This window comes from Azospirillum brasilense (genome assembly GCF_007827815.1).
In the GTDB taxonomy this organism is placed as follows: Bacteria; Pseudomonadota; Alphaproteobacteria; order Azospirillales; family Azospirillaceae; genus Azospirillum; species Azospirillum brasilense_C.
Genome location: NZ_VITH01000027.1, coordinates 1 through 11,671 on the forward strand (window position 1 = coordinate 1; position 11,671 = coordinate 11,671).

12 protein-coding genes and 1 pseudogene are annotated in these 11,671 nt (G+C 71.2%); 1 reads left to right on the forward strand and 12 read right to left on the reverse strand.

Going from position 1 to position 11,671, the window contains the following annotated elements; genetic code table 11:
- Nucleotides 1–132: pseudogene (locus tag FBZ83_RS30615) on the forward strand (electron transfer flavoprotein subunit alpha/FixB family protein); the annotation flags it as partial.
- A 28-nt stretch (nt 133–160) separates the two neighbouring features.
- Here FBZ83_RS30615 and FBZ83_RS30620 read toward each other — a convergent pair.
- From FBZ83_RS30620 to FBZ83_RS30680, 12 genes are all read right to left on the reverse strand, one after another.
- A complete protein-coding gene (locus FBZ83_RS30620; protein ID WP_145690902.1) occupies nt 161–1,366 on the reverse strand; it encodes a DUF1116 domain-containing protein in 1,206 nt (401 codons plus the stop codon).
- Between the two features lie 174 nt (nt 1,367–1,540).
- The gene (locus FBZ83_RS30625) at nt 1,541–2,026 is read right to left on the reverse strand and encodes a MarR family winged helix-turn-helix transcriptional regulator (protein WP_051140919.1); all 486 of its coding nucleotides are present in this window, start codon (nt 2,024–2,026) and stop codon (nt 1,541–1,543) included.
- Nucleotides 2,027–2,124: 98 nt separating this feature from the next.
- Entirely contained in the window at nt 2,125–2,505 is a 381-nt protein-coding gene (hpxZ, locus tag FBZ83_RS30630; RefSeq protein WP_145690904.1) for an oxalurate catabolism protein HpxZ, read from the reverse strand.
- A complete protein-coding gene (locus FBZ83_RS30635; RefSeq protein ID WP_145690907.1) occupies nt 2,502–3,683 on the reverse strand; it encodes an amidase in 1,182 nt (393 codons plus the stop codon). The genes hpxZ and FBZ83_RS30635 overlap by 4 nt, the downstream gene beginning before the upstream one ends.
- A gap of 117 nt (nt 3,684–3,800) precedes the next feature.
- The gene (locus FBZ83_RS30645; protein WP_145690909.1) at nt 3,801–4,499 is read right to left on the reverse strand and encodes an SRPBCC family protein; all 699 of its coding nucleotides are present in this window, start codon (nt 4,497–4,499) and stop codon (nt 3,801–3,803) included.
- Nucleotides 4,500–4,503: 4 nt separating this feature from the next.
- Complete coding sequence (locus tag FBZ83_RS30650; RefSeq protein WP_145690910.1) at nt 4,504–4,992, reverse strand: (2Fe-2S)-binding protein; 489 nt, start codon at nt 4,990–4,992, stop codon at nt 4,504–4,506.
- Complete coding sequence (locus tag FBZ83_RS30655; RefSeq protein ID WP_145690913.1) at nt 4,989–5,801, reverse strand: FAD binding domain-containing protein; 813 nt, start codon at nt 5,799–5,801, stop codon at nt 4,989–4,991. Before FBZ83_RS30655 ends, FBZ83_RS30650 begins: the two co-directional genes overlap by 4 nt.
- Entirely contained in the window at nt 5,798–8,167 is a 2,370-nt protein-coding gene (locus tag FBZ83_RS30660; RefSeq protein ID WP_145690915.1) for a xanthine dehydrogenase family protein molybdopterin-binding subunit, read from the reverse strand. The genes FBZ83_RS30655 and FBZ83_RS30660 overlap by 4 nt, the downstream gene beginning before the upstream one ends.
- A gap of 24 nt (nt 8,168–8,191) precedes the next feature.
- Nucleotides 8,192–8,896 (reverse strand): ABC transporter ATP-binding protein, encoded by a 705-nt coding sequence (locus FBZ83_RS30665; RefSeq protein ID WP_014199601.1) that lies wholly within the window; start codon nt 8,894–8,896, stop codon nt 8,192–8,194.
- Nucleotides 8,883–9,686: an ABC transporter ATP-binding protein gene (locus FBZ83_RS30670; RefSeq protein WP_145690919.1), complete on the reverse strand. Its 804-nt coding sequence runs from the start codon at nt 9,684–9,686 to the stop codon at nt 8,883–8,885. Before FBZ83_RS30670 ends, FBZ83_RS30665 begins: the two co-directional genes overlap by 14 nt.
- The gene (locus FBZ83_RS30675; RefSeq protein ID WP_145690921.1) at nt 9,683–10,720 is read right to left on the reverse strand and encodes a branched-chain amino acid ABC transporter permease; all 1,038 of its coding nucleotides are present in this window, start codon (nt 10,718–10,720) and stop codon (nt 9,683–9,685) included. Before FBZ83_RS30675 ends, FBZ83_RS30670 begins: the two co-directional genes overlap by 4 nt.
- On the reverse strand, nt 10,717–11,589 hold the full coding sequence (locus FBZ83_RS30680) for a branched-chain amino acid ABC transporter permease (protein ID WP_035682121.1): 873 nt from the start codon (nt 11,587–11,589) through the stop codon (nt 10,717–10,719). The genes FBZ83_RS30675 and FBZ83_RS30680 overlap by 4 nt, the downstream gene beginning before the upstream one ends.
- Nucleotides 11,590–11,671: the final 82 nt, after the last annotated feature.

Sequence of the window (11,671 nt, forward strand, 5' to 3'; positions counted from 1 at the left end):
GCCGGCATGAAGGACAGCAAGGTCATCGTCGCCATCAACAAGGACGAGGAGGCGCCGATCTTCCAGGTCGCCGACTACGGCCTCGTCGCCGACCTCTTCAAGGCGGTGCCGGAGCTGACGGCCGGGGTGTGACGCCGACGCATCCCCGCGGATGTTACCCCTAAGGGGCGGAGGCGGCGGAAAGATCGGCGCGGCTCAGCCGGTGCACCACCGCCACCGCCTCGGCGTGGCAGGAGGGCGGGTGCCAGGCGAGGCCGCGCCCGACGATCCCGTCCTCCCCCGCCGCGTGCAGGGCGGCCAGACAGACCGGGGGCACCGGGCCGCCCAGCAGCACGGCGCGGGCGTCCATCCCGACGCGCCGCCCATGGACGGGGTGGTCTGCGCAGAGCAGCCGGTCCGCCGCCGCGATGGCCGTCTCGGCCGCCGCCCCCAGCTCCGCCCGCAGCAGCGGCGCGGCGTCGAGCGCCAGCGCGCCGAAGCCCAGCGCGTCGATGACGGCGCTGTCCCCGATCGCCGGCAGGCGCGGGCGGGGAGTTCCGCCGGGAGGGCCGATGTCCGGCCCCTGCGGCGCGGCCACCGGCGCGCTCGCCCAGCCCTCGCCCATCATGCCCGACAGGCGCAGCCCGAAGCGCACCCCGTTCCCGCCCGCCGCCGTGACCAGCGCCGCCCCCGGCACCCCGTCGCCGGTCAGCAGCATCGTTTTGCAGGCGGCCATCCAGGGGTTGAGGAAGAACTGCCCGGCCTCCTTCAGGAAGGCGCAGACCTCCCCGGTCCCGCCCAGCCGCGACACCAGCGTCTCGGTCAGCAGCGCCGAGGCCACCCCGACGCGCCCGTGCAGCTCATCTCCCTGCTCCATCGCCTCGCGGGCGATTCCGGTCAGCGTCACCGGCCCGATCCCGGCCAGCGCCGGTCCGACCGCACCGTGCAGCAGGCGCAGACGCTCCACCACCGCCCCGCTGACGATGCCGAAGCGCAGGGCGGGGCCGCCGCCCTCGTTGAGCGGGCTGTAGGCGCGCACGCCGGAGCCGCCGGCATCCTCCACCACATGCAGCCACATCGACCGCGACACCACCGCGGCGAGCGGGGTGACCACGCCGAAATCCTGCGCCGGGCGCAGGGTCACGGCGCCGCTCCGCACTAGGGCACAGGCCTCCTCCACGCCGCCGGCCATGCCTTCGAACAGCAGAGCGGCGGCGGCGGCGTTGAGGATCGGCGGGCAGATCTCCGCCGGATCGGCGAAGGGCGGCCCGGCGTGCAGCAGCGTGTGGCGGTCAAGCCCGATCCGCTCGCCGGCGGTTCCGGTCGCCGTCCACACCGGATCGGCAGCCAGCATCCGCTCTACGGCCCGCGCGGTGGCGTCTTTCATCGCGTATGTCCTTTGCGTGCAACCCCTCTCCCGTCCCGGGAGAGGGTGCCCGCGAGAGCGGGCGGGTGAGGGTTGTGCGAGGATCAAGGCGCCGATCCTTGGCGGCACCCTCACCCTCCCACGCTGGCGCGTGGGTCCCTCCCTCTCCCGGGGCGGGAGAGGGGATGGTTCACCTCATGGCAGATGCAGGGGCGCACGGCCGTAGCCGTTGCTGGCGTCGACCAGATGCAGCAGGTAGCGCAGGAAGACCGCCCGGTCCTCCTTGGGCAGCGGCGCGATGGTGCGGTCGTGGGCGCGCTGGGCCTTCTTGTCCATGCGGCGCAGCAGCTTCCGTCCCTCCGCGGTGATGGCGGCCAGCTTCATGCGCTTGTCCACCGGGCTGGCCCGGCGCTGGATCAGCCCGCGCTCGGCCAGCCGGGCCAGAACGCCCGCCGTGGTCGTGCGGTCGATGCCGATCTGGGCGCCCAGCGTCACCTGATCCAGGTCGGGCCGGTCCACCAGGGCGGTCAGCACGCTGTACTGGACGGGGGTCATGTTGAACTCCGCACACTCCTCCATGAACATGGCCACATGGATCTGGTGCAGGCGGCGGATGAGGAATCCGGGACGCTCCGCCAGGACGCGGTACGCCTCTTCGATCAGGGGGTCGTCTAAGGTCATCGCGGGCGGTCCGTCGGAGCGGGTTTGGGAAAGCGGTGAACAGAGAGAGGATGGCGGCGGGCCGGAGGATCGGCAACCGGGCCGGACGTCCGTGACCTCTAGCCCATCAGCGACACATGCGCCGCGACGATCCGCCAGCCCTCCGGCATGCGGACCCAGGTGTGGCTCTGCCGCCCGACGCGCTCGGTTGAAGAGCGCGTGAACTCGGTGTTGGCGGTCGCCATGTCGCGGCCGTAGGTGGTGATGACGGTGTTGCGCAACACCCGGTCCAGCCCCGCCGCCGGGCGGCCCTGGCGGAAGGCGGCGATGGCCTCGTAGCCGTACAGGTTCTCGCCCACGCCGTAGCGCAGGGTCGCCGGGTGGTTCCAGAACAGCTCGTCGAGAACCGCCACGTCGTTGCCGGTCAGCGCGCGCTCGTAGCGCTCGAAGGCGGCGGTGACCTCGGCCACCACCTCGGGGATGTTGATCTCAGGCGTCATGCGAAGAGGTCCTCGGCGATGGCGAGAAGCGCGGAGTCGCTGCCGCGCGGGCCGATGAGCGACAGGCCGAGCGGGCAGCCCTGGAGCCGCGCCGCGGGAATGGAGAGTTGCGGCAGACCGGCCAAGCCGGCCGGGCAGAGGATCGCCAGCGCCCGCCCGCGCTCCGCGTCCACCGCCGCCCCCGACGAGCCGCGCAGCGGCGCGATGCCCGGCGCGCTGGGCAGGGCGATCAGCCCGTCCGTTCCCAGCAGCTCGTCCATCCGCCGCCGGATGCCCTCCCGCGTCTGAGCCGCCACGCGGGCCAGGGCGGGGTCGAGCGTGGCCGCCGCGGCGAAGCGGTCGCGCACGCCCGGTCCGAAGGTCGGTTTCGTTGCTGTGATCCAGGCGCCGTGCGCTGCCCAGGCTTCGGCGGCCTGAAGCGTCTGGAAGACCGGACGCCAGTGCTCCAGCCCCTCCGGGGCCAGCGTTACGGCGTCCGCCGCCCCGAACCGCCCGCGCAGCCGCTCCACGGCCGGGGCGAGGGCGGATCGCACCGCCTCCCCGGCGATGGCAAAGGCGTCCTCGGCGACCAGCAGGCGGCGGAAGGCCGCATCCGGCCCCAGGGCGGACGACGGTGGCAGCAGCACCGCCCCGACGCGGCGGAGCAGCGCCGCCTCCCAGGCGAACCAGCCCACCGTGTCGAAGCTCGGCGCCAGCGGAACGGAGCCGTCGAGCGGAACCGTCCCATGGGTGGGCCGGAGGCCGTAGAGGCCGCAATAGCTCGCCGGCAGGCGGATCGAACCGCCGGTGTCGGTCCCGATGGCGAAGTCCACCGCCCCGCCCGCCACCGCGGCGGCCGAGCCGCTGGAGGAACCGCCGGGGATGCGGCCGGGCGCCTTCGGGTTCTCCGGCGTGCCGTAATGGGCGTTCTCGCCGGCCAGGCTCCAGGCCAGCTCGTCGGTCAGCGTCTTGCCGGCGACGCGCGCCCCGGCGTCGAGCAGCCGCTGCACGGCGGGCGCGGTCTCCCGCGGGACCTCGTGGGTGCGCAGCCAGTCCGGGTTGCCGGCCCCGGTGGGCAGGCCGGCGATGTGGAACAGGTCCTTCACCGCGAAGCGCAGCCCGGCCAGCGGGCCGTCTGCGGCTCCGGCGACCTCGGTCCGGCCGTAGGGGACGAAGGCGTTCAAGGGGTCGTTCGGCATGATGGGATGGTCAATCTTAACGTAGGTTCGAATCCCCTCTCCCCTCCGCTCACGCGCAAACAAAGTTTGCGCTGACGCGGCAGGCGGACCTTTGGTCCGCCGAAAGCGGGGAGAGGGTCAGGGTGAGGGGGTTGCGCTTTTGCCGGACGCACCGCCACGCGCATCCCCCTCACCGGCCCTTCGGGCCACCCTCTCCCCAGAGGGGAGAGGGTTGGAGAAGAGCTTGCGCAGCCAATCCTTCACCATGCTCCACAGCAGATTGCCAGCGTTCAATTCCTTGGCGGGCTCGGGGGCGGGCTTGGAGGCAGGCTCCGGGGCCGGAGCGGCCACCGCATCCGAGGACGCAGCCACCTCCGCCACCGGAGCGGTCGCGGCGAGCTTGGCTTCCAGGTTGCGGGCGAATTCGGCGGTCAGGCGGTTGGCGATCTCCTGCACGATGGCGCCGCGGCTGAACTGGGCCAGCACGCCGGTCAGCGTGAAGTCGACGGTCAGGTCGATGCGCGTCCCCGCCCCCTCCTCCACCACCGCGAAGGTCACGTCGGCCTTGGCGCGGGAATTGTTCTTGGGGTCCGTGCCCTGGCCGTGGATGACGCCGGTGTGGGTCGCCTCGTCCATCGTCAGCGTGCCCTCGCCCGCGAAGGTGGCGGCGATGGGGCCGAGCTTCACGCGCATCTGCCCGAAGATCCGGTCGCCCTCGCGCGGCTTGGTCAGCGAGGCGCCGGGCATGCAGGACATCACCTGCTCCACGTCGCCGAGCAGCGGCCAGACACGGGCGCGCGGGAAGTTGACGGCAAGGGTCTGGGTCATGGTCGGCATGGGCTTACCCCGCGTTCGTGTTGCGCGCGTCGATGACGCGGCGGATGGCGTTGACGATCCCGACATAGCCGGTGCAGCGGCACAGGTTGCCGCTCATCGCCGTGCGGATCGCCGGGTTGTCGGCGTCCGGGCGGCGCAGCACGACGTCGCGCGCCGCCACCAGCATCCCCGGCGTGCAGAAGCCGCACTGCAGCCCGTGCTCGGTGGAGAAGGCCTCGCGCAGCTCCGCGGCGACGGGGTCGTCGTCCAGCCCCTCCACCGTGGTGACGGACCGCCCGTCGCAGGCCACCGCGAAGGTGATGCAGGAGCGCGCCGGCTCGCCGTCGATCAGGATCGTGCAGGCGCCGCACACGCCGTGCTCGCAGCCCAGATGGGTGCCGGTCAGCAATTCCCGCTCGCGCAGGAAGTCGCCGAGATGCTGGCGCGGCGGCACGCTGGCCTCGACCCGCGTGCCGTTGACGGTCAGGGAAATGGTTTTGGCGTGGGCGCTCATGACATCACCTGCGCGATGGCGCGCTTCAGCGCGACGGTGTGGGTCCGAAGGGCGATGGGGTCGTCCGCGGCGGGGCTGCCGGCGAGATGCGCGGCCATCGCCGCTTCGGTGCAGCCGCCCGCGAACAGGGCCGGGCCGTCGATCACCACCGGCTTGCCGGAGGTCGCACCGGCGACGCAGCGCTGGACGCCACGGGCCGGGTCGATCAGCACCGCGCCGGTGGCGTGGGAGAACTCGCCGGTCTTGCGGCAGACCTTGTAATAGCCCCAGCGCGCCCGGTCGGACAGGGCGGGCACATGGATTTCCGCGACGATCTCGCCCGGCTGCAGGGCCGTTTCGAACACGCCGAGGATGAAGTCGGTCATCGGCACGCTGCGCCGCCCGCCCGTGCCGGCGATCACCACGTCGGCGCCGAGGGCGGTCAGCACGTTCACCCAGTCCGCCGCCGGGTCGGCGTGGGCAAGGCTGCCGCCGATGGTGCCGCGGTTGCGCACCGCGCGGTAGGCGATCACCGCCGCCACGCTGGGAAGCACGCCGCGCGTCACGTCCGGGTAGTCGCCGTCCTCCAGCCGCGCGTGGGTGACGCAGGCCCCGATGACCAGCCGGTCGCCCTCCCGGCGGATCGTCCGAAGCTCGGCGATGCGGGTGATGTCCACCAGCAGCTCCGGCTGGGCCAGCCGCAGGTTCAGCATGGGGCCGAGCGACTGGGAGCCGGCCACCGGCCGCACCATCACGTCCTCGCGCGACAGAAGCTCCAGCGCCGCGTCGAGCGTCGCCGGCTGAGCGTAGTCGAAATCGACCGCCTTCATGCCGCACCCCGCTTGCCCGCAATGGCGGAGAGAATGACCTCCGGGGTCATCGGTGCGTTCGTCACGATGACTCCCAGCGGCTTCAGCGCGTCGTTGATGGCGTTGCAAATCGCGGCCGGCGGGGCGATGGCGCCGCCCTCGCCGATGCCCTTCACGCCGAACTCGGTGTAGGGCGAGGGCGTCAGCATGTGGATGATCCTCACGTGCGGGACCTCGGTGAATCCGGGGATCAGGTAATCCGCGAAGGTGGAGGCGAGCGGCTGGCCCTCCGCGTCGTAGGGCATCCGCTCGTAAAGCGCGGTGCCGACGCCCTGGGCGACGCCGCCGTAGATCTGGCCGTCGACGACCATCGGGTTGACCATGGTCCCGGCGTCCTCGACCACCACGTAGTCGAGGATTTCGACCTGCCCGATCTCCGGGTCCACCGCCACCGCCACGGCGTGGGTGGCGTAGGAGAAGGTGCCGTGGTCGCTGCCCGGCTTGTAGCCGGCGGTGACCTCCAGCCCGCCGCGATCGACGTCGGCAGGGAGGAGCTGCGGCGCGCGGTACCAGGTGTGGGCGATCTCGCGGATCGTCACCGCGGCGGCCCCGGCCTTCACCGACCCGCCCTCCAGCACCGCCCCGTCCGGCCCGGCCTGCATCAGGTGCGCGCCGATCTTGCGCAGCCGCTCGGCCAGCGTGCGGCAGGCGGTGGCGACGGCGCCGCCGGCCATGACCATGCTGCGCGACCCCCAAGTGCCCGTCGAATAGGGCGTCAGGCCGGTGTCGCCGTGCACCAGCTTGATCTTCTCCAACGGGATGCCCAGCACCTCGTGGGCGACCTGGGCGAAGGTGGTCTCCATGCTCTGGCCGTGCGACTGCACGCCGACGCGCAGCTCCAGCCCGCCGTCCGGGGTGATGCGGGCCTGCGCCTGCTCGTGCCCCGGCACCATGGGAATGCCCCAGCCGTGATAGACGGCGGTGCCGTGGGCCGACTGCTCGCAGTAGGTGGCGAAGCCGACGCCGATCAGCCGACCGTCCGGCTCTCCCGCCTTCTGGCGGGCGCGCCAGCCCTCAAGCTCGATGGCGGCGACGGCGCGGCGGACGGATTCGGGATAGTCGCCGCTGTCGAAATGCTTCCTCGTCACGTTGTCGAAGGGCATCTTCTCCGGCGGCACGAGGTTTTCCAGCCGCACCTGCCAGGGCTCCCGTCCCACGGCGTCGGCCACGGCGTCGATCATCTGCTCCATGGCGAAGCAGACGCCGGTGCGCGCCACGCCACGGTAGGGGACGATCGGCGGCTTGTTGGTGCAGACGGAGAAGGTGCGGCAGCGGTAATGCGCGAAGTCGTAGGGGCCGGGCAGGATGCTGCCGACCTGCGCCGCCTCCAGGCAGGCGGAGAAGGGATAGACGGAGTAGGCCCCGGCATCGACCCAGGCGTCGGCCTCGATCCCCAACAGCCGGCCGCGCGCGTCGGCGTAGGCGGTGATCTCGTAATGGTGCTCACGGGCGTTGGCGGCGGCGACCAGATGCTCCCGGCGGTCCTCGGTCCAGCGGACGGGGCGGTCGAGCCGCATGGCGATCCAGGCGGCCACGATCTCCTCCGGCTGGAGCAGGCCCTTCCAGCCGAAGCCGCCGCCGACATCCGGCGCCACCACGCGGATCAGCCCCTGGTCGAGGTCCAGGCATTCCGACAGGCCGGCGCGCACGATGTGCGGCATCTGGGTCGAGGTGGTCAGGACGAGCTGCTCGACGTGGCGGTCCCAATGGGCGACCACGCCCTTGCCCTCCAGCGGCACCATGCACTGGCGCGCCGTGCGGATGGTGCGCGACACCTTCACCGGGGCGGTGGCCGCGATCTCCGCGATGTTCCCGCCGACGTTGGTCTCCAGGAAGACGTTGTCCGGCCAGTGGTCGTGCACCTTCGGCGCGCCCGGCGTCACCGCCTCCAGCATGTCGGAATTCACCGGCAGTTCGGCGTAATCGACGAAGACGGAGGCGGCGATGTCCTCGGCCTCGGCGCGGGTGGCGGCGACGCAGACGGCCACCGGCTCACCCACGAAGCGCACCTTGCCGTCGGCCAGCGCCGGCTGCTCCGACACCTTGAAGCCGGGCAGGCCCGACACGGCGCGGATCGGCTTCACGCCGCCCGCCGCCAAGTCCGCCCAGGTGAAGACGGCGCCGCGGTGCTCCTCCGGGATCTCGATGCCGGTGATGGTGGCGTGGGCGACCGGGCTGCGCACGAAGGCCAATTCCTTCATGCCGACCAGGGCGATGTCGCCAACGAAGCGGCCCCGCCCGCGCAGCAGCCGGTCGTCTTCCTTGCGGCGGACCCGCGCGCCGACACCGGAACCGGCGCCCGATCCAGCGGTGCTAACCTCTCCCATTCCCTGACCCTCTCGTTCTTCTTCTCAGCCGCCCAGATAGGCGCGCTGGATGTGGTCGTTGGCGAGCATGGCCTGCCCGGTGCCCTGCTCCATCACCTGCCCGCTCTCCAGCAGGTAGGCGCGGTCGCACATGTCGAGCGCGGCGTAGGCGTTCTGCTCGACCATCAGCACGGTGGTCCCTTCCCGGCGGATGTCCGACACGATCTCGAAGGTGCGCTCCACGAGGTTGGGGGCGAGGCCGAGCGACGGCTCGTCGAACAGCACGATCTTCGGGCGCGACATCAGCGCCCGCGCGATGGCCAGCATCTGCTGCTCGCCGCCCGACATGGTGCCGGCGGGCTGGTTCAGACGCTCCTTCAGGCGGGGGAAGCGGTGGAACAGCCGCTCCATGTCCTGGGCCACCGCCTGATGATCGCGGCGCAGATAGGCGCCCATCTCCAAATTCTCGCGCACGGTCAGGTGGGGGAAGACGCGCCGCCCCTCCGGACAGTGGGCCACACCGAGCGCCAGCACCGTGCGGGGTGCTGCGTTGCCGATCTCCCGCCCCTCGAAGGTGATGCGGCCCGAGGCCAGCGGCAGCAGGCCGCTGATGGCGCGCAGCGTGGTGGTCTTGCCGGCGCCGTTGGCGCCGATCAGGGTGACCAGCTCCCCCTCCTCCACCGTCAGCGAGACGTTGCGGAGCGCCGGAATCTGGCCGTAGCAGACGGTGATCCCCTCAACCTTTAGCATGCTTCACCCCCTGGCCCAGATAGGCCTGGATCACGTCCGGGTTGGCGCGGATGACCTCCGGCGGGCCTTCGGCGATGATGCGCCCGTGGTTCAGCACCACCACGCGGTCGGAGATGGTCATCACCATGCGCATGTCGTGCTCGACCAGCAGGATGGTCACGCCGCGGTCGCGGATGCGCTGGACGACGCCCATGAAGGCCTCCGTCTCCGACGGGTTCAAACCGGCGGCCGGCTCGTCCAGCAACAGCAGCTTCGGGTCGGCGGCCAGCGCGATGGCGATGCCGAGCAACCGCTGCTCGCCGTAGGCGAGGTTGCCGGCCAGCTCGTCGGCGCGGTGCGACAGCCCGACGAAGGCCAGGATCTCCGCCACCGCCGCCCGCATCCGCTCGGTCTCCGCCCGCACCGAGGCGAGCCGCAGCAGCGCCCCCCAGGTCTCCGCCTTCCCCTGCCGGTGCATCCCGGTCAGCACGTTGTCGAAGACGGTGCAGCCGGCGAAGATGCTGGTGCGCTGGAAGGTGCGCACGACGCCCAGCCCGGCGATGCGGTTGGAGGACAGGCGCGTCAGGTCGGTGCCGCGGAACAGCACCTTCCCGCCGGTCGGCTTCAGGAAGCCGGTGATGACGTTGAAGGCCGTCGTCTTGCCAGCACCATTGGGGCCGATCAGGCTGACGATCTCCCCCTCCGGCACGGCGAAGCTCATCGAGGCGATGGCGATCAGGCCGCTGAAGTGAACCGCGACCTCGCGCACCTCAAGGATCGGGGCGGCGGATTCGTCGAACGCGAGGCTCATGCCGAGGTCTCCTTGCGCAGGCCCAGCGCCGTCCCGGCGACGCGCTTGCGGCGGTCGGCGAACCATTTCTTGACCGCCGGGACGATGCCCTGCGGCAGGAAGAAGACGACCACGATCATGGCGACGCCGTAGATGATCCACTGCACCTCGGGCCGCGCCACCTCGCGCAGCACCTCGGGCAGGACGCCGAAGGCGAGGCCGCCGACGATCGGCCCGGCCAGCGTGCCCTTGCCGCCCGTCACCACCATGATGACCATGGTCACCGTGTAGATGAACATGAAGACGTCCGGGTCGACGATGCGGATGTAGTGGGTGTAGAGCCCGCCCGCGGCCCCGGCCATGCCCGCCGCGATCACCGTGGCGACGACCAGATAGCGCGTCACGTCGATCCCGACCGAGCGCGCCAGCGACTCGTTCTCTCGCAGCGCGACCAGCGCCCGGCCCACCCGCGACTGCACCAGCCGCTGGATCACCAGGAAACAGACCACCGCGACCGCCAGCACCAGAAGGTAGTTGTATTCCTTCTTGTAGAGCGGGAGCACCCCGTCCCACGGCAGCCAGACCGACAGCGGCGGGATGTTGTTCAGCGCCATCGGCCCTTCGGTCAGGTCCACCCAGTTCAGCGCGACCATGCGCATGACCTGGGCGAAGCTGATGGTGACGATGACGAAGTAGGCCCCGCGCACCCGGAAGGCGAGCTTGCCGATCAGGAAGCCGAACAGCGCCGCCACCAGGATGCCGCCGAGGAAGGCGACCCACACCGGCTGCGGCCCCAGCACGAAGGGTTCCGCCCCGCCGAGGTCCAGGTCGAAGCCCAGCGACAGCAGCGCGCTGGTGTAGGCGCCGATGCCGAAGAAGGCGATGTGCCCCAGGCTGAGCTGCCCGGTGTAGCCGAGCAGCAGGTTCAGGCTCATCGCCCCGATGATGAAGATGCCGGTCGAGGTCAGGACGTAGAGGATGTACTGGTCGCCCAGCCACAGCGGCCCGACCGCCATGACCAGTACGAACAGCCAGGGGAGGAGACGCGTCGTCATCCGATCCGCTCCTTCATGGCGAAGAGACCCTGGGGCCGCACGATCAGCACGGCGATGATGAGGATGAAGCCCATGGCGTCGCGGTAGCCCGACGACAGGTAGCCGGCGCCGAACTCCTCGGCCAGCGCCAGGACGAAGCCGCCGATGGTGGCGCCGGGGATGTTGCCCAGACCGCCCAGGATGACGATGGCGAAGGCCTTCAGCGCCACCAGATCGCCCATGGTCGGGGTGACCACGAAGATCGGGCCGAGCAGCGCCCCCGCCGTGGCGGCGAGGCCGGAGCCGAGGGCGAAGGTCAGCGTGTACATCAGCCCGCGGTTGACGCCCATCAGCGCCGCCGTGTCCGGGTCCTGGAAGGTGGCGCGCATGGCCACACCCAGCTTGGTCCGGTTGATGAGCAGGTAGAAGCCGCCCAGCAGCAGCAGCGCCACGCCCAGGACGAACAGCCGGTTCATGCCCACCGACACCGACCCCAGCACCACCGGCTCGGTCGGGAAGGGGCTTGGCACGGACTTCGCGACACCGCCCCAGACGAGCTGCTCGCCGGCCTGCATGGCGATGCCGGCGCCGATCATCACCAGCATGGTGGTGTCGATGTCGGCGCCCTTCAGCGGGCGCAGCAGCGTGAATTCGATCAGCGCGCCCAGCGCCATGCCCAGCACGGCTGCCATCGCCAGGGACATGAAGAAGTTCAGCCCCATCATCCCGGCCAGCATGTAGGCCATGTAGGCGCCGAAGGTGTAAAGCTCGCCATGGGTGAAGTTGACCACGCGCATGATGCCGAAGATCAGCGTCAGGCCGATTCCCAGCAGCGCGTAGGTCCCCCCCAGGACCACGGCGTTCAAAAGATGCTGCAGATGCGCTTCCACCGCGTGTCTCCTTACTTCCCCTCTCCCGCCCCGGGAGAGGGTGGCGCCGAAGGCGGCGGGTGAGGGTACCGGCAAGGATCAG

Bases quoted from the DNA above. Each gene is read 5' to 3' on its own strand.
- hpxZ (WP_145690904.1), bottom strand. From the start codon at position 2,505: ATGACGCCTGAGATCAACATCCCCGAGGTGGTGGCCGAGGTCACCGCC.
- FBZ83_RS30665 (WP_014199601.1), bottom strand. From the start codon at position 8,896: ATGCTAAAGGTTGAGGGGATCACCGTCTGCTACGGCCAGATTCCGGCG.
- FBZ83_RS30675 (WP_145690921.1), bottom strand. From the start codon at position 10,720: ATGACGACGCGTCTCCTCCCCTGGCTGTTCGTACTGGTCATGGCGGTC.
- FBZ83_RS30655 (WP_145690913.1), bottom strand. From the start codon at position 5,801: ATGAAGGCGGTCGATTTCGACTACGCTCAGCCGGCGACGCTCGACGCG.
- FBZ83_RS30650 (WP_145690910.1), bottom strand. From the start codon at position 4,992: ATGAGCGCCCACGCCAAAACCATTTCCCTGACCGTCAACGGCACGCGG.
- FBZ83_RS30625 (WP_051140919.1), bottom strand. From the start codon at position 2,026: ATGACCTTAGACGACCCCCTGATCGAAGAGGCGTACCGCGTCCTGGCG.
- FBZ83_RS30660 (WP_145690915.1), bottom strand. From the start codon at position 8,167: ATGGGAGAGGTTAGCACCGCTGGATCGGGCGCCGGTTCCGGTGTCGGC.
- FBZ83_RS30620 (WP_145690902.1), bottom strand. From the start codon at position 1,366: ATGAAAGACGCCACCGCGCGGGCCGTAGAGCGGATGCTGGCTGCCGAT.
- FBZ83_RS30670 (WP_145690919.1), bottom strand. From the start codon at position 9,686: ATGAGCCTCGCGTTCGACGAATCCGCCGCCCCGATCCTTGAGGTGCGC.
- FBZ83_RS30645 (WP_145690909.1), bottom strand. From the start codon at position 4,499: ATGCCGACCATGACCCAGACCCTTGCCGTCAACTTCCCGCGCGCCCGT.
- FBZ83_RS30635 (WP_145690907.1), bottom strand. From the start codon at position 3,683: ATGCCGAACGACCCCTTGAACGCCTTCGTCCCCTACGGCCGGACCGAG.